This is a genomic window from Chryseobacterium sp. CFS2 (assembly GCF_036543225.1).
GTDB lineage: Bacteria > Bacteroidota > Bacteroidia > Flavobacteriales > Weeksellaceae > Chryseobacterium > Chryseobacterium culicis_A.
The window spans coordinates 718,929-739,970 of sequence record NZ_JAZHQU010000001.1; the positions used below are offsets into that span (position 1 = coordinate 718,929).

A 21,042-nucleotide genomic window follows, 5' to 3' on the forward strand; every position below is an offset into this window, starting at 1 on the left:
ATTTAATGTTTAAAACCAACAACTATGTCTTTAATAGAAGTAATACAATCAGGAAACTATGAATTAATTGACGTTCGCGAGCCAATGGAGCTTGAAATGGACGGTAATATAGATGGTGCTAAGAATATTCCTTTAGGTGAAGTAGAAGATAGACAAGATGAGATTCTATCTATTGAAAAGCCGGTTATCTTATTCTGCAGAAGTGGAAACAGAAGCGGAAAAGCATTGGATTATCTTACTGCTCAAGGATTAAAGGACGGTTATAACGGCGGAGGCTGGGCTGAGCTGAAGGCTGTTCTGGAAGCAAATCAGGGAACTTTTTAAAAGTTCCTTTTTTTATCCCTCTTTTTATGAATCTGAATCAGCAATTCGAACAGCTTTGTTCTTCGCTTACCAACGATCTGCAGTTGATTAACAGTCTTTGGAAGGAGATTGAAACCAGATATTCTGAAAAAGGAAGATACTATCACAATCTTTTTCATCTTGAAAATATGTTTCAGGAGCTTGAAGCAGTGAAGGCGAATATTTCAGATTTTACGGCCGTTTCCTTTTCTGTATTTTATCATGATATTATTTACGATGCAACATCCAAGTCTAATGAGGAGAAAAGTGCTGTTAAAGCAGAGAAAAGACTTTCTGAACTTCATGTAAATAAAGATAAAATCTCAATTATTTCGGAGCAGATTCTGGCGACAAAATCTCACCAGCAGTCTAATCATGCAGACACCAATTATCTTTTGGATGCTGATCTTTCCGTATTGGGTAAAGATTTTAAAACCTATATGGAATATACTCAAAATATCCGAAGAGAATATTCTATTTACCCTGATTTTTTGTATCAACCGGGACGAAAAAAAGTCCTTAAACATTTTCTGGAACTTGAAAGCATTTTTAAAACAGAATATTTTAAGGAAAAATATGAAACTCAGGCAAAGGAAAATATTGCTGCTGAACTTAGGCTCCTGTAACTGAAATTTATTCTATATAAAACAAAGACACCCATTTTAAAGGTGTCTTAATTTATATTATTTCGGTTTAAGAATACTTACTTATAAATTCTATTGTTCTTTCCAATACAAGCTCAGGAGCTTCTTTATGGGGTGTATGGCCTATAGCGGGAATAATATATTTTTCAGCACTTCCACTTACCTGACTAACTGTTTTTTCCATCTGATCCAACGTCCCATATTCATCAGCTTCTCCCTGAATAAATAACAATGGAGCTTTAATATCTTTCAACAGATACTCTATATTCCAGGTTCTGTAATCATCCCGTGTCCAGGTTTCTGTCCAGGCTTTGAAAAGCATTTCTACTTTATCTCCGTGATACTTCTGTAAACGTTCCGCAAGATTGGTCGTTTTGTAAGCTTCCCAGGCATCATAGACTCCTTTTAAAGTCACATCTTCCACAAAAATATGACCTGCTTCACAGATAACGGCTTTTACTTTTTCGGGATATTTTGCAGCGGTGATCAAAGCTATTGTTCCCCCGTCACTATGCCCGAATAGAATCACATGATCAAGATTCATTTCAATCAGTACATCATTCAGCAGATCTGCTTCCAGCTCCATATAATTTACGGGTCTTTCATGAGTAAGCATAGGATATGATTTTCCATAACCTAAGCGATCGTAAGCAAGCGTATTGCATTGTGCAGCTTCAGATAATTTAGCTGGAAAGTCTCTCCAAAGCTGTACCGAACCGAGTGAATCATGCAGAAATATAATTGTAGGTCTGCCTTCAAACGGATTATAGTGTTCTATATATAATTTTTTACCCTTTACATCAATTATTCTTCCTTCCATTAGATAATTATATTTTAAAAAACAGGCATTTTCGTTTCTTCAAATTCTTTTAATAAGTGACTGAAAACAGTTTCTACCGGAAGAATGTCATCAATCAGAGCTGAAACCTGACCTATTTCCAATTCTCCATCTTCCATATCTCCTTCAAACATTCCGCGTTTTGCTCTTGCTCTTCCTAATGAAGCAATTAAGGCTTCTTTATCTCTTCCATTCAGGTAGATATCTTCCAGTTCATTGAAGAACTTATTTTTCACCATTCTTACAGGTGCCAGTTCTTTCAAGGTAAGATGAGTATCTCCTTCCTGTAGTTCTGTAATTTTCTTTTTCCAGTTTTCATGAGCACTTGCTTCTGTAGTGGCAGCAAAACGGGAACCGATCTGTACACCGTCTGCTCCAAGAATCATGGCTGCTTTGATTTGTGAGCCTAAGGCAATTCCACCTGCTGCAATTAATGGTTTAGAAATATGTTTTTTTACATTCGGAATAAGACAAAACGTTGTGGTTTCATCTCTTCCGTTGTGACCTCCTGCTTCGAAACCTTCTGCAACAATAGCATCTACTCCTGCATCTTCACATTTTACAGCAAATTTGGTAGAGGAAACTACGTGAGCTACTTTTATTCCTTCTTTCTGCAGGGTTTCTGTATAGGTTTTAGGATTCCCTGCTGACGTAAATACAATTTCCACTCTTTCTTCAAGAATAATCTGAATGATTTCTTCAATATTAGGATATAACATCGGTACGTTTACCCCGAAAGGTTTATCGGTCGCCTGTTTACATTTCCGGATATTTTCTCTTAGAATGTCAGGATACATACTTCCCGCTCCTATGATACCCAATCCGCCACAGTTAGAAACAGCAGAAGCCAGTCTCCATCCCGAGTGCCAGATCATCCCAGCCTGGATAATTGGATATTTAATATTAAAAAGGTGTGAAATTCTATTTTGTGTTGCCTCCATATCATGAAGTTTTTTTGCAGCGTTGAAATCTATAAAATTGCTCATGCGTAAAAATACTAAAAACAATGGTTTTCAGGGAAGAATATGTCAATATTTTCTATCATTCCCATTCATGTTTTAAAGCTTTATCATAAAAAAACCTTCAGAAATTCTGAAGGTTTTGATTTTATTTTGTCAAGGATTGTTTCTTCCAGTTCGACTTAAAGCTACAGCTGTCGTAACGTCCGTCAATGGAGATAAAAGTTGTCGGTAACTTAGAGTTGACAAACTTTTCAACCATTTCACTTTTCTTTTTATTCAGCGCCATCTGCTTGATTCTGCTGAAATCTGTTTCCAGTGTAATCTGGTGAGAAGGAATCACATCTTCAATTTTAATAATCTTGATTTGCTTTCTCTTGTTTTCTTCATCTTCAAAAGCAGTAGTGATGTCTCCCTTGTTCAATCCTGCCAATTCATAGCTGATTGTTCCAGGAATACTTTCTCTTTCGATTTTATCAGAACCATCAGCTCCAGGAACTATTCCAGCGTTGAATTTTGTTCTTTTATCTTCTGAGAATTTAAAAGCAGCGTCTTTAAATGTCATTTTGCCATTCAAAATAAGACCTCTAATACTGTCTAGTTTTGCTTTTGCTGTTTTAATTTCCTCATCAGTAGGTGTAGCTTTTAACAAGATGTGTCTTGCATCATATACTTTACCTGATCTTTTTAATAACTGAATAATATGGAAACCAAATTCAGATTCGATAGGATCTGAGATTTCATTTTCCTGAAGGTTCAATGCAGCAGCTTCGAATGGCTTAACCATCTGCCCTTTATTGATATTTTTATACAATCCTCCATTAGCAGCTGATCCTTCATCTTCAGAATAGATTCTTGCCTGGCTCTCGAAGGTTTCTCCTCCAATAATATCCTGCTTGATCTTTTTCAATCTGTTGATAAGATCTTGCTTGTGAGCTTCCGTAAGTGCCGGATAGATCATAATCTGAGCTAAAGTAACCTCATCTTTTACTTGTGGCAACTGTGTTTTATACATATTGTAGAAATCAGTAACCTCATTTGGAGTAACGTCAGCTTTATCAGTAATTCTCTGGTATTTTGCCTGTCCGTAGTACTGGTCTGTGTCTATCTTTTCGATAGCATTTTTCATCTCATAAGAGTTTCTGAACTTATAAGCGGCAAGCAATGTTTTTTCATCCGGAAATTGAGAAAGCAACTGACGGTATTTTGCGTTAGCCTGTTCCTTAATGGCTGCAGAACGGTTTTCAATTAAGGTATCTTTTTTTGCTTCGTATACAAGAAGCTTGTTGCTGATAAGGTTTTCCAGGAACTCACATTTGTCTGTATTCGCAGCTCCCTGTTGTTTCCCATAATTCATCTGCTCGTTTACATCAGATTCCAAAACAATCTCATCCCCGATAACAGCTGCAATACCATCCACCAAATCTCCTTGTTTTAGCTGGGCATTCATCATATTTGAAGAGAATATCATGATGAAAATCCCAAGAAGAAAAGTGATTTTTAGTTTATTTGTCATTTTACTATTTTAACAAGTTGCAAATTTAGAATTCTTAACGAATTACACTCAATTTTTTATTATAAATATTTCTTAAAAAGACTTATTTACTGCAGTTCAACATCAAATGTCGTTAATTCTTTGAATTGTCTCAATCTGCTGAACATATCTGCTTCGCTTACTTCCTCTATTCTTTCAGTTCCGAACTTCTCTACAGTGAAAGAAGCCATTGCAGATCCTACAATAAGTGCAGATTTCATCGTTTCGAAATCAATTTTTTCTTTTTTAGCAAGATAAGCAGCAAATCCTCCGGCAAAAGTATCTCCTGCTCCTGTTGGATCGAAAACATCTTCTAACGGAAGAGCCGGGATAGCAAATACTTTATTGTCATGGAAAAGCAAAGCTCCGTGTTCTCCTTTTTTGATAATTACATACTCAGGACCCATTGTGTGAATTTTTTTAGCCGCTTTTACCAAAGAATATTCTCCTGAAAGCTGTCTTGCTTCTTCATCATTGATGGTAATAACGTCTGTTTTTGCAATCATATCCATTAAGATATCCCATGCAGAATCCATCCAGAAGTTCATGGTATCAAGGATAACCAGCTTAGGACGGTTGTTCATTTTTTCAAGTACAGACAGCTGCACTCCAGGGTGTAGGTTTCCAAGTAATAAGATTTCGGCATCCTGCATTGAATCCGGGATTTTCGGATCGAAATTCTCAAGTACATTTACTTCTGTAGCCAAAGTATCTCTTGTATTCAGATCATTGTGGTATTTTCCAGACCAGAAAAATGTTTTTCCTTCTTTTACGATTTCAATTCCTTCGATGTTTACCTCTCTGTTTGTGAACATATCAAGATGTTCTTGTGGAAAGTCTCCTCCTACTACAGAAACAATTCCGGATTTAACGCCTAAAATTGATGAAGTGATCCCGATATAAGTGGCTGCACCTCCTAAAATTTTGTCCGTTTTACCAAATGGTGTTTCAATTGCATCAAATGCAACACTTCCTACAACTAAAAGTTTCATATATTTTTCAATGTATATTAAAAGTAATTATTTTTTCCATTCAAAAGTGTCCAGCAGGTGTTTCATATCATTTTTGATATAGTTCACTGCAGGCGCAAGAGAATCCGGTTTCGGTCTCGTATTAAAATATAAGTAAGCAGTAACGAAGTGCTTCGTACTGTCTGTAATGTAAAACTGAAGATTGGAAGCACTCTGGCCTTTCAGCTCATAGAAGTTTCCATATACTTTCTTTTCAGGATATTCAAAGGATTTTGTATCAATGGAACTTGCTTTAATGGTATGTTCATACACCATTTTCTCAGCTTCCTTGATATGGTCTGCAAAGTCGTTCTGTATCGGGTAATAGGTAACAAAAAGCTTAGCCTTCATTTTCGGATAATTCACATAGAACCAGCAAGGTTTCTTAGCAGGTGCAATCGAAGCAAAATCAGAATATTCAAAGGTATAGGCACAATTGTTTTCAAACTTTTGGTATTTCGGTGCAGGATATTCAAGACGCAGTTCCCCATAAGGTTTTGGTGAAGCGTCTTTTCCACATGAAATTAAAAGCAGCGATACAAAAATAAAAATGACTTTTTTAATCATTTTGCAAAAGTACAAATTAGATTTCAGATTTCGGAAGACAAATTTCAGTCTTTCAGAGAGTTTTGAATGTAATTTTCCAGAGGCTTCGGAAAGGATTTTTCATGAGAACCTTCAACGTCGGTAATCAGGTACTGGTTTTCAGTAATAAAATCGTTCCAGATCTTCTCAGAAGTGATTTCAACATTCAATATTTCAATAGTTAAATTCTTATGAGTCAGTTTATGGGTGACTATTTTTGAGCCTGTAATGAATCGCTCCATATCTGTAGAAATGGCAACTGGAAACTCAAACAATTTCTTCCATATGAAGTCATCTGTTCTCTGACGGATCAGGAACTTTCCGTTTCTATGCACAAAATAATAGGTTAAAGCAAGATCTTCTGCCTTTACTTTTTTAGTTTTCACGGGATAATCTGAGATTTTTTGCATAGAAAATGCGAGACAGTCTTCATTCACAGGACATTCTCCGCAAATCGGATTTTTGGGTTTACAGATTTCTGACCCTATATCCATCATGGCTTGATTAAAATCGCTCACATTTTCCGGCATTACCAAAGCTGCCAGTTCAGAGAAATACGTGAATGCCCTTGAATTTGAAATATCAAAATCATCAGCAAAAAGACGGCTCAGAACACGGTAGAAATTCCCATCAACTGCAGGCATTTTCCCTCCGAAGCATATACTTGACACGGCTGCTGCAGTGTACTTCCCTACTCCTTTTAATTTTAAAATTTCTTCATACTGATTCGGAAAAACGCCCTGATAATCATTCATGATCTGTTGGGCAGCTTTATGAATATTGATGGCTCTTGAATAATAACCCAATCCTTTCCAATACAATAAAACTTCATTTTCTTCAGCTTCAGCCAACGTTTTTACATTAGGAAATCTTTTAATAAAATTATTGTAATGGTTTAATCCCTGATTGATCCTTGTCTGCTGAAATACGATTTCACAGATCCAGATTTTGTACGGATCTTTTGTCTGTCTGAAAGGCAGATCTCTTGCATTATTTTTATACCATTCAAGGATTTTGCTGCCAATATGCAGAAAATCTGAATTTCGGTTATCCTTCTCCAAAAATTTTTGTTTTGCTTTTTAAAGATACTTTGCTTTTAAAAACCCAATGACATTTGTTTTATGTTTGAAAACACTTAGTATTGACAATGTCATGCTGAGCTAAGTTGAAGCATCTTATATTTTGCAAAGATAAAACTTATTTACCATCTTTAACAGAATATACAGGCGCAGCTTTTAACCATTGATACTTAAGGTTTCTGTCTTTAGCAATGAAACGATACCCTTCCAGTTTTTTCAGATAAACATACATGGAATCGGTATTTTTGATCTTTAATTTATATTGGGATAAAAACATCATAGGCATTTCTACAGCAGAATCTCTTACCGTTTTCAATACTTTTCCTGATTTTACTTTATAAAGAAAGAATGATTTTCCGCGGCCTTTGGAACTGTCTGCTAATTTTACCTCTGAACTTGCAAGGACGAGTTCACTGCCATCAAAACATTCATCTCTATTCATGATGTATGCTTTTCCTTCCTGACGTTCCTGTGCGAAAAGATCATTTTCGTAAGTGCCTGGACTTTGGTATTTTTTCTCACAGCTTATCAAAAGTACCATCATTATCGAAGGTAACCCCAGAATAAGCTTCTTATTCATATTAAATTTCATAGGTGTTGGTTGAAAAAAAACCGATGTAATATTGCATCGGTTTTTGTTATATAAAGTATGTTTATGTTACTCCTGAGTATATTCTGCATCCCATTCGTTACCGTCATCTCCTTTGTGTCCGTCCAATTTAATAACGAAACTTTTTGTAGGGAAATAAGGGGTCATACGGATATCCAGCCACACTCTGTCTTTGTTTACTCTATCCTGCTCAAAACGAACAATTTTGAATTTCTCGATCAATTTGTCCGGTCCTTTGATGTTATCCAGGAACGTCACAATCTGTCTTCTCAAATCGTCCTCGTTTTTAGCATTCCAGTTTTCGAAAGCTCTTCTGTTCAGGAAGTCAAGCAATACTTTGGTTACATAGTCGAATACACGAACTACGGAATACGTCTGAAGACCGATATTGTCTCCTGTAAATAAGGTCTTCGCTGAGAAAGCCATAATTTTTCCGTACTCGTTTACCATAGGTACAAGACCCATTTTTTCCAACTGAGAAATTTCACTTTTCTTCAATTCGAATTTTACTGCGTCTACTTCGTTGATATTACCATGTTTTTTACCTGCTGCCACCTGAGACATCAGTGTTTTGTGGATTTTTCCGGCTAATGAAGTGGAAGGTGGAAGTTCTACATTTTCTTCTTCCCCTACTTCTTCAGCTTTCCCACGTCCTACCAGCCAGTTACACGTCATAATAACGTTACTTCTGTGAAGCTCACCTCCTGTAAGGTTTGCAGAGTGGAATAAATCTACAACGTCATCCGGTTTATCAAGGTTGGCGAAGTCTGTAACCATCATAACTTTGTTTTCGTTACAGATTTTTGCCCATTTCTCGATCACCTTGTTAGATCCTAAATATCCTGGAATGGCAAGGATTGAGTAGTTATCTCTAAGGTCAAGACGGTCGTAATAGTTTTTGAATTCTTCTGAGATTGCATCAATGAACAAAGGGTTATCCAAATCGGAAACCTGTTCAAGGCTTGCATTTACGATACTTACGTTATCCACTTTATCCAATTCTGTATTTTTGTAGAATTGAGCTACTGTTCTGTAGTTGGTTTCCAACAGACGAACGGCATCCAGTGTATTTTTTAAGTTTGTTTTCAGGTTTTGATCGGCCTGCTGTGCTTTAGTTTTGCAGGTATCGGCCATTTTATCCGCAGATTCACTCCCTTCTAAAAGGTTTACCCAAAGATTGATCTTCTGAAGAAGTTCTTTTCTTTCGTCTGCTTTATTGCTGTCATTCAGGAAGATTTCTTTTCTTGCCTTTCTTGTTGGGTTCATATTGGCAATACCGTCTACAACGGATTCAACAAAGCCAAATCCTCCCATTTTATTGAGCTCTGCAAGCGGGTTGCCCTTCGGCTGCCCTGCGTGTTGCTGCTGCCCCTGCTGCTGGCTTTCTTGTGCCTGTAATTTGCTATCCATGATTTAATGTTAGTCTTTAATTATTTTTCAAGTTCTTGTGCCACTTCTTTCAATACTTCTATGAACGCAGTTCTTGTCTGATCGTTCTCCAGCATGTTGCGTAGAATTTTATTGGTTTTCAGCTGACGTACTATTTTATTGTACTGCTCCTGTTCCATGCTCAGCTGCTGCAGATAATCTGACTTCTGAGTAAGGCTTTTAGGGGTAAAGTCTCCAAGGTTTTGAAAACGGAATTCCTCTTCTACCATTCCGCCGTCTTCTGTTTCGTGTTGTACAGATACTGAAGGCTGAAAATGTTTGAAAACGTCTTCCACTGTTTTTAATCCTGTTACGATTTCAGGGGTATAAGACTCGTCTGTTGTAAGTTGGCTTACTATCAGTGATTTATTTTCCTGTATTTCCTGAATAGCTTCATTAGCGTCTACTTTTACCTCGTTTCCGCCAACACCATAATTAAACATTGCCATATTATTGTTATTTTGAGATTTACTATTTTGGTTTGGATCTGTCTTTGAGTAATTTACCGATGAATCAAATAAATTACCAATCCAATGTTTAAATTTAAAAAAAAACTGTAACATACAAAATTTTACTAAGATTTTTCTTGAATCATCTAAATCTATTTATATTCATTTAACATACAATCACCGCATTACGATATCACTAAGCTATGAAAAAATAAATAAAGTCTTCCAAGAAAAATAAAATAAAATTTTTGTTCGCTTTGCTCTTTTATAAACATGCCTGATGAATGTTAAAATAAGAATTCTTAATACTTTACAAAAAATATTCTTTATATTTAAACAAAGTGAACCGTGTCATGAAAGATGTAAAAATAGCGTTCAGAAAACCGATATTTCCAGTTTCAGAAGCATTACAGCAGTATTTGGAAAAATATAACAGAACCACCAAAATCAGGTTTCTGTATGAAGATCTTCTAAGGTTTAGCGACAGCGTGAGTATTCTGGATAAGGACGGCAAAGATACTTTGTGGCTTGGGGTTTTGTATTCTGAATATGAGTTTAAAGAAATAGAGGCTAATTTAAATAAGATTTATACCCTCCTTCATTCTGATGGAGATATCGCTACTTTACCTTATCTGAAAGTAGATACCATCGACTTTTGTACTTTCGGAAATTCTAAACCTTTCCGGATTCGGGTGAGAAATGTACTGAATGATAATTATACGTATTTTTATATTAAACAGGCTGATGCTTCACGAATATTCGGACTGGAGCTTGAGGATCTGCTTTCTCCCAACCGAATTAATTTTCTGGTATACAAAAATACTTTGATTGAAGAGCATATTTTAGGAATTCCGGGAGATGTTTTTATTCAGAAGCATCTTCCTAACTGTTCAGAACTTGAAAAGGCCCAGATTTCCAAAGAGTTTGTAAAATTCAATGAGCGATGTCTCATCGGGTTGCTTGGGGATATGCGTTCTTATAATTACGTCGTCATTCCTATACATGATTTCGACCAGGTTATTTACAGAATTCGCCCCATTGATTTTGATCAGCAAACTTACGAAGGGAATTTAAAAGTTTATCTTCCGCAGTATTTCAAAGAAAACAGCCCAATGGTCAATATGGTACTGGAAAAACTGAAGCCCAGCTCTATAGAACAATACCGTAAGGAGGTACGATCACAAATCGTAAAAAGAGTGACCAGCAGCCAAAACAGATTTGATGAACTTATTTCTATTATGAAAAAAGATAATATCGCACCGGAAGCCAATGTCACAGAATTAAGGACAGCATTACAAAAGCTCACCTACGATGTCAACTTCAAGTATTGTAAAACGATGGGAGACATTATAGAAACCGGAATAAAGTTTGTTCTCCGGAATTATAAGAAAGAATATTAAAAAGAGAATCCGCCTCAACTTAATGGGAGACGGATTCTTTCTTTTCTAACAATTTATAAGGTAAAATTACCAGATTTTTATTCTGTCCTGAGGAGCTTTATACATTTTGTCTCCAGGTTTGATATCAAATGCTTTGATGAATGAGTCCTGATTTACCAGTGGTCCAAAGGCTCTGAACATGCCCGGAGAGTGCGGATCTGTTTTCACCTGATTGATCATATACTGATCAGTAGCTTTTGTTCTCCACACGGTTGCCCAGCTCATAAAGAATCTCTGATCCTGAGTGAACCCGCTGATTTTTCCTGGATTTCCTTTATCTTTTAAATACATCTGCAGCGCATCGTAAGCCACCGCTACTCCACCTAAGTCACCGATGTTTTCACCACTTGTAAACTTACCGTTCACGAAGCTTCCTTTTACTGGTTCGTAAGCACTGTACTGAGCGGCTAACTGACCTACTTTCGCATCAAAGTTTTTACGGTCAGCATCTGTCCACCAGTTATTAAGGTTACCATCACCATCGAAACGTGAACCACTGTCATCAAATCCGTGAGAAATTTCGTGACCGATAACAGCTCCGATCCCTCCGAAGTTCACCGCTGCATCCGCTAAAGGATTATAGAAAGGTGGCTGAAGAATGGCTGCAGGGAATACAATTTCGTTGTTTGATCCGCTGTAATAAGCATTTACAGTTTGAGGAGACATTCCCCATTCTGTTTTATCAACAGGCTTTCCTACTTTATCCAGACTTCTCTGATACTGCCATGCTGCTACATTCTGAAGGTTAGAATACAGTGTTGCTCCCTGTTTTGGAGATTCTACTTTCAGTTGAGTATAATCTTTCCATTTATCCGGGTACGCAATTTTCACTGTAAACTTGGATAGTTTTTCCTGAGCTTTTACTTTGGTCTCAGGAGACATCCAGTCTATATTCGCGATGTGTGTTTTGAATGATTTTAAAAGGTAATCAATATAGGTTTCCATCTGCTTTTTAGCTTCAGGAGTGAAGTATTTGTCTACATACAGTTTTCCGAATGCTTCTCCAAGAACACCATTGACAAGGGTAAGCCCTCTTTTGTTCATTGGACGCTGCTCTTTCTGCCCCTGTAGATATTTAGCATAGAAATCGAATCTGATCTGCTCAAGGCTATCATCCAGATTACTTGCATTGCCATTGATGATGTGATATTTCAGATAATCTTTCAGTAAAGGAAGGTTTTTCTGGGTAATGAACTGATCCATATTCTGGTAATATTTCAGTTCTCCGATGATCACTCTGTCTGTATTTACGCCTGCATCTTTCAGGTATTTTGCAAGATCTACATTTTTAACAAGACCGGATAATTCTGATACATTTTTAGGGTTGTATCTTAAATTAGCATCTCTGTTTTGCTCAAGAGTCAATAAATAATTGGCTAGCTGTTTTTCAAAGTCTACCACATTCTGTGCAGCCTGTGGAGAGTTTTTATATCCTAAAACTCCAAATAGCTTTCCTACATATGCCTGGTATTCCGCCAATGTTTTCGTATTGGCTTCATTTACTTTCTGGTAGTAATCTCTTCCCAATCCCAGATCCGGACCGCCAAGATATACTGCATTCATATTGGAATTCTTCATATCAGCGCCCACTCTCCATCCGTAGAAAGAGTTGTCTCCTAATCTTGTAGCTTCCAAAAGGTATTTCTGAAGGTCATTAAGACTTTTAATAGCATCTACTTTGGCAAGATCAGCTTTAATCGGTGCGAGACCTTCTGCATTTCTCTTACTGGTATCCATAAAAGAAGCATACAGATTCTGAATCTTCTGTCCTTCTGAACCTGCAGGATATGATTCTGTAAGAATTTTGTTTAATATATCTAGTGAAGCATCATCCACATTTTCTCTCAAAGCATTGAAAGAACCCCAGTTTGCTTTATCGGAAGGAATCTGAGTCGTTTTCACCCAATTTCCGTTCACATAGCTAAAAAAGTCATCCTGTGGGCGGACACTTGTATCCATATACGATAAATTAATTCCCTCCTCTTTAGCTTCTTCTTTTACCGGTTCAGCCACTACAGCAGTAGCTTCTTTTTTGTTCTCCGTCCCTGCAGTCTTGGCTGCACCACACGAATTAAGAAATACAATACCTGAAAGGGCAAGTATTCCAATATTTAGCTTTTTCATTAAAAATAATTTTTGATTTTACACAAACTTATCAAATATACAAACTTTAATGATATGTTATGAATGATAATTGAGATATGGGTTAAAATTGAAAATTCAAGGTTTAATGTTTAATGTTTAATGTTTAATGTTTGAGGTTTTTGGGTGTCTTTTGGAATGTGGGTGGAAAGTGAGATTGTTGTAGACCACCCCGTCAAAAATTCTTTGAATTTTTGACACCCCTCCAAAGGATGGGAATGATGGAAGTCACTACGACAAATATATATCATCCGATTCCCTAATCCCTAATCCCTAATCCTATTCACCTGCTACCTATTATCTACCACCTGCCACCTAAAAAAATAACCGCCCATTGCTGAGCGGTTGTTATTTTTACCAGATTTTGATTCTTTCTTCCGGCGTTTTGTATAGTTTGTCTCCTTTTTTCACATCGAATGCTTTGTAGAATGCATCAACGTTAATTAGCGGACCGAAACTTCTGAAATATCCCGGAGAGTGCGGATCAGTTTTCACCTGATTTACCATATATTTCTCACTTGATAATGTTCTCCAAACCGTTGCCCAGCTTAGGAAGAATCTCTGATCCTGAGAGAATCCACTGATTTTTCCTGGGTTTCCTTTGTCTTTCAGATACATCTGAAGAGCGTCATAAGCGATGTTTACCCCTCCTAAGTCAGCGATATTTTCTCCATTTGTGAAAGTACCGTTTACAAAAGTTCCTTTTACCGGCTCGTACTTGTCATACTGAGAAGCAAGAGCTTTTGTTGCTTTTTCGAAGTTCGCTTTATCTGCCGGAGTCCACCAGTCTACCAAGTTACCGTCTGCATCGAACTGTGCTCCTGAATCATCAAATCCGTGGCTCATTTCGTGACCGATAACGGCACCGATACCTCCGAAGTTTACAGCAGCATCAGCTTTAGGGTTAAAGAATGGCGGCTGAAGGATTGCAGCTGGGAATACAATCTCATTGTTTACAGGATTGTAATAGGCATTTACAGTCTGCGGAGTCATTCCCCATTCTGTTTTATCAACCGGCTTACCAATTTTAGCTAAGTCTTTGTTGTACTGCCATTCACCGATGTTCTGAAGATTCTGATATAGATTTCCTCCTTTAGCTTCAGAAATGATATTTAATTTTGAATAGTCTTTCCATTTGTCCGGATAAGCAACTTTTACCGTAAACTTGTTCAGCTTCTCCATTGCTTTTTCCTTAGTTGTAGAAGACATCCAAGCTAAATTATTGATATGAACTGCGAAACTTTTCTTTAAATAATCGATCAATTCTACCATCTGAGCTTTTGCTTCAGCAGGGAAATATTTTTCAACATATAATTTTCCAAAAGCTTCTCCTAAAGTACCATTAATCAACTCAAAACCTCTTTTGTTAAGAGCTCTTTGTTCTTGTTGACCTCTAAGATATTTACCATAGAAAGCAAATTTCATGTTTCCTAAGTTTTCACTTAAATAAGAAGCACTTCCGTGGATCATATGGAATTTAAGATAATCTTTGATCACAGAAAGATTCTGAGCATTGATTAGTTTATCAAAGTCTTTATAGTATCCTAATTCACTGATGATTACTTTGTCAGAATTTACTCCTACTTTTTTAAGGTAGCCAGGGATATCTACTCCTTTTACCAAAGTAGAAAGCTCAGCCATTGTTTTAGGGTTGTACTGAAGAGTGTTGTCACGGCTCTGCTCGTTTGTCAGATAAGTATTCGCGATGCTTTTTTCAAAATTAACGATACCTTTTGCTGCTTCATCAGCATTTTTATATCCTAATTCTTTTAACATGGAAGCTACATACTTCTGGTATTCAGCAATAGCTTCTGTATTTTTCTCGTTTACTTTCTGGTAGTAATCTCTTCCTAAACCTAAAGAAGCGTTTCCTAAATAAACAGCGTTCATTTTAGAATCTTTAAGGTCTGCATCAATTCCCCATCCGTATAAAGTGTTTTCTCCTTCTTTCGTTACAGAAATCAGATAATTCTGAAGGTCAGCCATGCTTTTAATCGCATCAATTTTATTCAGATTATTCTGAATAGGCTTAATTCCGTCAGCATTTCTCTTCTCCATATTCATATAAGTAGCATACAAATCCTGGATCTTTTTCCCTTCACTTCCGTCAGCAAATTTATCTTTCAAAAGAGAGTTCAGGATCGTCATGGAATTGTTATCCGTATCCTCAGCCAGTTTATTGAAGCTTCCCCAAGTTGGTTTATCAGATGGAATTTTGGCTGTTTTCATCCAGGTTCCACTCACATAGTTGTAAAAATCATCCTGAGGACGCACCGAAGTGTCCATCAAGCTAAGGTCTAAACCTTTATCTGTGTTATTCACTGCTACTTTAGCAGCTTTAGCTTGTGCGCTCATCGTAGTCTGAGTGCAGATCCCTGCTATTAAAAACAAAGAAAGCGTTATTTTTTTCATTATGATAACAATTTTTAGAATATGTATGATTTATTTCGAATTTGTTACTTTTCAATAAAACAAATTTAAATAAATAACATGAAAATCTCTTAAGTGGGAAGTTGGGAGCAGGAAGCTGGAGATTATGAAAGTCATAAAACAACCTCCAGCTACATGATCACATTTTTTTTGATCCAACCTTTACTTTTACTGGAAAAATCAGACAATAGAAGGCAGAAGTTTCCCAACTTTTTAAGAAGTTGCTATCTCTTTCACATTCCCGGTTCTTTTCAGAAATCCCCAGGACTGCATTTCGCCTTTCAGTGCTTTTCTTAAACTTTTAAATAATACAATATACATCAGCCATCTATACCCGAATCTCTGCGGAATAATATATAGGAGGTTAATCAGTTTTTCCCGCTGCATAATGAATGCCACTAAGGCTAATGAGGCATCCACTAAAAGAAAGATCAGATAATAGGTAAATATTTTGTCTCCGTTGCCGGACAGCATTCCAAAGAACATGATCACGTCTGCCATTGGCGAGAAAAACGGAATAATGTATTGGAATAATAAAATATTCGGCATTGCCCAAAGTCCCAATCCTTTATATTTGGGGTTAAGGAAAGTCTGTCTCTGTTTCCAGAACATCTGCATAATTCCATAAGTCCAGCGAAAACGTTGTTTTAAAAACTGCTTTACGGTTTCAGGAGCTTCAGTAACTGCAATGGCTCTGTTTTCATTGGCCACCGTGTATCCCGCTTTTAAAATTTTCACAGTAATATCACAGTCTTCCGCTAAAGTATCAGATGAATAGCCTCCTGCTTCAATAATCACTGATCTTTTAAAGGCTCCGATAGCCCCTGGAATTACGGTAATAGCATTGATATGAGCATACGCAAGCCTGTCGAAATTCTGACTTGTTGTATATTCTATCGCCTGCCATTTGGTAAGCCAGTTTACTCTATTTCCTACTTTCACATTTCCAGCAACAGCAGCTATTTTCTCTTCAGGATTTGAATTCAAAAATCTGGCAATCATATATTTTACAGCATCCTGCTGAAGTTTGGTATCGGCATCAATACACACTACATACTCTGCATCAGTTTCTGAAATTCCAAAGTTTAAAGCAGTTGCTTTTCCGCCATTACTTTTAGTGAAAATTTTCAGGTCCGGATGATTCGGGAATGCTTCTACTGCTTTTTCATACGTAGAATCTTTGCTTCCGTCATCTACCATGATGATATTAAAATTCGGATAAGTCTGTTTCAACAAATTCTGAAGGGAAGAAACAATATTTACTTCTTCATTATAGGCAGGCACAATAATGGAGACTTTCGGATAGGATTCCAGAACCGGAAATCCGCCCAGCTTTTTTTCTTTTCTTCTTTCTTTAAAAGCCCAATAGGCCATCAGCAATAGTCTGATCAAACCTAATACAATGAAAATGGTAAATAATGCCACCAGAAAATGGCTTATTCCGTAAATAACGGTCGCTAACACAAGGTTCAGCTGCATGATGTAATATGACTTTGTTTTAGGAACTGCCGGCATCAGTTCGCTTCTGCTTTTATGCAAGATATTTGTCAGGTTGGTAAAATGATAACCTTGTTTCTGAAGTGTTGGGATTAAAATTTTCAAAGCTTTCACCGTTTCTGCTCTCGTATCGCCGCCCGCATCATGAAGAAGAATGATATTTCCTCTCTCATGTTTGACTCCTGCCATTACACGTTTTACAATTTCATCTGCTTTTATTCCGGGCTGCCAGTCTTCAGGATCAATATTTTCACCGATATCAAGATAGTTTTGCTGTCTTGCCAAAGCCACCGGAATAATCTCTTCTGAAGTGGTAGGCTCAGAGTCTGCGTTATAGGGAGCTCTGAACAGAATTGTACTGTGCCCTGTCACGCATTCTATCAGTAATCTTGTTAGTTTCAGTTCCAGTAAAGCTCTTTCCGGACTTACTTTCGCAACATTTTCGTGAGTGAATGTATGATTTCCAATTTCATGTCCTTCGCGATAAATTCTTTTAACAAGCGGAAGGTTCTTTTCGGCATTTAATCCTACTAAAAAGAATGCTGCCGGAACATGATATTTGGACAGTACATCTAATATCTGCGGAGTATATGTTTCATCCGGACCGTCATCAAAAGTAAGCACCAATTCTTTCTGAGGAGCACTTCCATATTTTTTCACTTCGTAAGAGCTTGGATACGTGATATAATTTTCGTCTGTGATAATTTTCTCTTTCGGATCAATTTCCAGCGCGATTTTTCCGTCATGAGGAGTATTCAGAACATCCAGCACTTCTCCGTCTCCGATGTAATCCACCATGGTCTGCCCTTTTACATTTTCCAGTGTTTTCAAATTCAGTTTGGAAAGTCCTGCAAACGTAAGATCTTTATCATAAAAATTCCATACTCTGCTGTCTTCACTTCCCAGTCTCCAAAGTGCCGTTCCTGCCAATGGATATTCTGAGGAGAAACGCATTGTATTAAAAATGGAGGCTGCATCATTGAAAAATACGGTATGGGTGAGATTTTTAGAATCTGTGTAAGAATAATTTAAATTAAAAGTATTGTCATTAAAATCAATTACCGCTTTACTGGCGCTGGCTTTGGTAATGGCCTGCATGTAGGTAACGGAGGTATTGTCATCTTTATTGGAACTCCAGTCATAGCCATACGCTCCTAATCCCAAAATGATTTTCTGAGGAGAGGTCTGCTTCACAATTTTTCCTGTCTGTTCTTCGATCCATTTTTGTGAAGAAACCGGACCTGCATTACTTCCTGCAGAATATTCATCGTAAGCCATCAGTACAAAGTAATCTACGTAAGGATCTAATCTTGGGATGTTATAATCATCATTATCCGTCATGATATCCATGGTAACCAATAACTGATTTTTTTTGAAGGTCTCTGACAGTTCTTTCATAAAGGCAATCAGATTTTCATCAGAGTTCAGGTTCATATCCTCAAAGTCAATATTAATTCCTTTGAAGTTATATTTTTTACATTGCTGAGTAATCTTTTGAATCAGATGCGTTCTTTTTTGCGGATCATTAAGAACTTTTACCAGTCCTTCTGAATGGAATTCCTGATTGGAATTATTGCTCAGCATCGGCATTGCTGCAACTCCCGTTCTTTTAATCACTTTATAGCCTTCCGGATCTACATTTGTTTTCAGGTCTCCTGTTTTAGGATCAAGGAAAAACCATTCCGGAAAAACCAGATTGACGTGTCTGATATTTCGTTTCAGAGACATCAGAGACTGAGGATCCCATGCGACATAGAATGCAGACCGGATTCCACCTGGAAACTGAGCCCAGTTTCTGTTCTGATTTTTATATCTTTCTGCTCTCGCTTTCTGAATTTTGTCGAGGTTGGTATGGATTGTTTTTTCAGAAATAAAGCTTCTGAAACCTTTATACTCTTTGGATATTTTATTCTCCTGAAGATAGGGTTTATTGGCTGTAATGACAGCTTTATAGTCTTCTTTAAAAGGGATTTTAGGACTTCTGTCCAGGGTCATCATCAGACCCAACGCAAGCAGAAGCAGTATTCCTATAAAGATAAAAACACGGCTCCCCCATTGTACACTTTTCCAGCGTTTCTTGCTGTTGGTCTGAAAAATCTGTTTGGAATTTTCCACGATTTTGAAATTTATTGAATGGCTTTCAAAAAGTGTGAAAAACTGTATAAAAATTAATTAAAAAAAAATTAAAAAAACAGACTCATATTTAACTGTTTATAAGAAGACTTATCAAATCCTGAATCACCTTTTGGGAAACAAAATCCATAAAATCTACTCTTTCCAGATGTGGCATGTATAATTTGGAGGTCACCTCCTGATCATTGATCCTGATGGTATAAAAAACAGTTCCTATATCTTTACCATCTTCTCCTTTTCCTGGCCCTGCGACTCCAGTGGTAGAAAGGGAAATATGGGTTTCAAACAATTGCTGGCATCCTTTTGCCATTTCCTGTGCCACCTGTTCGCTCACTACCGTAAACTGATCTACGGTGTCTCTGGAAACATTTAAAATTTTAATCTTTTTCTCTGTAGCATAAGCCACCATTCCACCAAGGAAGTATTTTGAGCTGCCGGAAACTGAAGTGATCATTTTTGCCAGTTCACCTCCTGTACAGCTTTCTGCAGTAGAAATCGTCAGATTCCTTTCAGTAAGCATTTCTGCCAGAATATTCTCGATTTTATCTTCAGATACTGCAATGACATGACCTTCTACCAAAGGCAGCAATTTTTGAATTTCTTTTTCCGTTCTCTGCTTCAGCTGTTCTTCATTCTCACCGGAAGCCGTCAGACGAAGCTTCACCCGTGTTCCAACCGGAAGATAAGACAGTGCAATATTTTCCGGAAGTGCCAGTTCCCAGTCTTCGATCTTGTCTGCAAGAATACTCTCAGGAATTCCCACTACAGAAACAATTCTGGTATGAATGTAATGAAGGCTGAATCTTTGCTGCAAATAAGGAATAATCTGATCTTTAATAAGCGGTTTTACTTCGTAAGGAACACCCGGAAGGCTGTAACATAATTTTCCGTTATGCTCCATCATCATACAGGGTGCAGTTCCATAATGGTTTTGAAAAACAATAGATTTTGTAGGTACAAAAGCCTGTTCTCTGTTTCTCTCCAGAATATCTGCCCGCCCTCTTCTTTCCATGTAGCCTTTAAGATGATTGAAAGTTACCTCATCCAAAGCAATTTCATCGTTAAAATACTCTGCCAGCGCCTTTTTGGTTTTATCATCTCTGGTAGGCCCGAGCCCTCCAGTTGTAATAACTAAATCACCGGTTTCAAAAGCAATACTCAATGCATTTTTAATGGTTTCAATTTCGTCTGAGATGGTAAGAATCTGAGTAACTTTTATTCCTATGTTTTTAAGTTCGGCAGCAATAAAGTTAGAATTGGTATCTACCGTATTTCCAGAAAGGATTTCGTCACCAATGGTGATCAGAACAGCTTTTTCCATATGTTTTTTTGTTGAAAAAAATTCTCTGCAAATGACGGAAAATTCTGTGGCTGCGGCAATATAAATTGATTTTTTCTATTTTTGATGAAAATATTTAAAACTACAATATAAATTATGTCTAAATATGATGATGCTTCATGGCATTATGGCGGTGATTTTCCGGAAGGAATTCCTCAGAAAAACGGGGCAACACACACAGGAATGTTCCTGAACTGGTGCATTCACAACAATATGATTTCTGATGAACTGAAAGAAGACCATGAAGAAGAAATTGAAAAATTAAAACGAAGAGAAATTACGGGTGCGGAATTCATTATGGATTCCTGTGACGGAAAATTTTCTGAATATGATCTGAATGAACTGGGAAATCTTTTTGCAAAAGATTATTATGCAGACGATACAGACTTCGGAAACAGATACAGCTCATTTGCTGATGATTATGTGAACATTTTCGATGCCAAAGCAGAGGAAAGTGACTATGAATACGAAACATTCTATCACATCGAGGATACCTACGAAAACTATGATCTGATGAAGCAGGTTATCGATCATCGTTTTGAGGAATGGAAGGAGTATATTAAAAGCTAATATCTACAAGATAA

The 21,042-nt window shown here is 37.1% G+C and carries 17 protein-coding genes; 4 read left to right on the top strand and 13 right to left on the bottom strand.

The window, feature by feature from the left end; translation table 11 throughout:
* The first annotated feature begins 24 nt into the window (after positions 1–24).
* Positions 25–324, top strand: coding sequence for a rhodanese-like domain-containing protein (locus ODR02_RS03210; RefSeq protein WP_126653957.1), 300 nt, complete (start codon positions 25–27; stop codon positions 322–324).
* 26 nt (positions 325–350) lie between these two features.
* Complete coding sequence (locus ODR02_RS03215) at positions 351–968, top strand: HD domain-containing protein (RefSeq protein WP_309511600.1); 618 nt, start codon at positions 351–353, stop codon at positions 966–968.
* 67 nt (positions 969–1,035) lie between these two features.
* On the opposite strand, the gene ODR02_RS03220 is transcribed toward ODR02_RS03215, so the two are convergent.
* The 9 genes from ODR02_RS03220 to ODR02_RS03260 form a co-directional block, all read right to left on the bottom strand.
* Positions 1,036–1,806, bottom strand: coding sequence for an alpha/beta fold hydrolase (locus tag ODR02_RS03220; RefSeq protein ID WP_309511601.1), 771 nt, complete (start codon positions 1,804–1,806; stop codon positions 1,036–1,038).
* Positions 1,807–1,820: 14 nt separating this feature from the next.
* Positions 1,821–2,810, bottom strand: coding sequence for an NAD(P)H-dependent flavin oxidoreductase (locus tag ODR02_RS03225; protein WP_309511602.1), 990 nt, complete (start codon positions 2,808–2,810; stop codon positions 1,821–1,823).
* A 121-nt stretch (positions 2,811–2,931) separates the two neighbouring features.
* Positions 2,932–4,299: a peptidylprolyl isomerase gene (locus ODR02_RS03230; protein WP_209785607.1), complete on the bottom strand. Its 1,368-nt coding sequence runs from the start codon at positions 4,297–4,299 to the stop codon at positions 2,932–2,934.
* Between the two features lie 86 nt (positions 4,300–4,385).
* A complete protein-coding gene (locus tag ODR02_RS03235; protein ID WP_105683883.1) occupies positions 4,386–5,309 on the bottom strand; it encodes a PfkB family carbohydrate kinase in 924 nt (307 codons plus the stop codon).
* A 27-nt stretch (positions 5,310–5,336) separates the two neighbouring features.
* Positions 5,337–5,894, bottom strand: coding sequence for a gliding motility lipoprotein GldD (gldD, locus tag ODR02_RS03240; RefSeq protein WP_105683882.1), 558 nt, complete (start codon positions 5,892–5,894; stop codon positions 5,337–5,339).
* A gap of 44 nt (positions 5,895–5,938) precedes the next feature.
* Entirely contained in the window at positions 5,939–6,973 is a 1,035-nt protein-coding gene (gene mutY / locus ODR02_RS03245; protein ID WP_309511603.1) for an A/G-specific adenine glycosylase, read from the bottom strand.
* A 136-nt stretch (positions 6,974–7,109) separates the two neighbouring features.
* Positions 7,110–7,571 (bottom strand): hypothetical protein, encoded by a 462-nt coding sequence (locus tag ODR02_RS03250; protein WP_309511604.1) that lies wholly within the window; start codon positions 7,569–7,571, stop codon positions 7,110–7,112.
* Positions 7,572–7,649: 78 nt separating this feature from the next.
* Complete coding sequence (locus ODR02_RS03255; protein ID WP_105683879.1) at positions 7,650–9,011, bottom strand: DUF5458 family protein; 1,362 nt, start codon at positions 9,009–9,011, stop codon at positions 7,650–7,652.
* Between the two features lie 20 nt (positions 9,012–9,031).
* Positions 9,032–9,478 carry a type VI secretion system contractile sheath small subunit gene (locus ODR02_RS03260; protein ID WP_165791687.1) on the bottom strand — a complete coding sequence of 149 codons (447 nt, stop codon included), beginning with the start codon at positions 9,476–9,478 and terminating at the stop codon, positions 9,032–9,034.
* A 353-nt stretch (positions 9,479–9,831) separates the two neighbouring features.
* Here ODR02_RS03260 and ODR02_RS03265 point away from each other — a divergent pair, with 353 nt between their 5' ends.
* Positions 9,832–10,878 (top strand): hypothetical protein, encoded by a 1,047-nt coding sequence (locus tag ODR02_RS03265; RefSeq protein WP_309511605.1) that lies wholly within the window; start codon positions 9,832–9,834, stop codon positions 10,876–10,878.
* Between the two features lie 66 nt (positions 10,879–10,944).
* Here the strand turns inward: ODR02_RS03265 and ODR02_RS03270 are convergent, their stop codons facing one another.
* The 4 genes from ODR02_RS03270 to ODR02_RS03285 form a co-directional block, all read right to left on the bottom strand.
* Positions 10,945–13,041: a M13 family metallopeptidase gene (locus tag ODR02_RS03270; protein WP_209785613.1), complete on the bottom strand. Its 2,097-nt coding sequence runs from the start codon at positions 13,039–13,041 to the stop codon at positions 10,945–10,947.
* 372 nt (positions 13,042–13,413) lie between these two features.
* Positions 13,414–15,471 carry a M13 family metallopeptidase gene (locus tag ODR02_RS03275; RefSeq protein ID WP_408914912.1) on the bottom strand — a complete coding sequence of 686 codons (2,058 nt, stop codon included), beginning with the start codon at positions 15,469–15,471 and terminating at the stop codon, positions 13,414–13,416.
* A gap of 231 nt (positions 15,472–15,702) precedes the next feature.
* Complete coding sequence (locus ODR02_RS03280) at positions 15,703–19,101, bottom strand: polysaccharide deacetylase family protein (RefSeq protein ID WP_309511606.1); 3,399 nt, start codon at positions 19,099–19,101, stop codon at positions 15,703–15,705.
* An 88-nt stretch (positions 19,102–19,189) separates the two neighbouring features.
* Positions 19,190–20,440 (bottom strand): CinA family nicotinamide mononucleotide deamidase-related protein, encoded by a 1,251-nt coding sequence (locus tag ODR02_RS03285; RefSeq protein WP_309511607.1) that lies wholly within the window; start codon positions 20,438–20,440, stop codon positions 19,190–19,192.
* Between the two features lie 114 nt (positions 20,441–20,554).
* On the opposite strand from ODR02_RS03285, the gene ODR02_RS03290 reads away from it, so the two are divergent.
* Positions 20,555–21,028: a DUF7832 domain-containing protein gene (locus tag ODR02_RS03290; RefSeq protein ID WP_309511608.1), complete on the top strand. Its 474-nt coding sequence runs from the start codon at positions 20,555–20,557 to the stop codon at positions 21,026–21,028.
* Positions 21,029–21,042 lie beyond the last annotated feature (14 nt).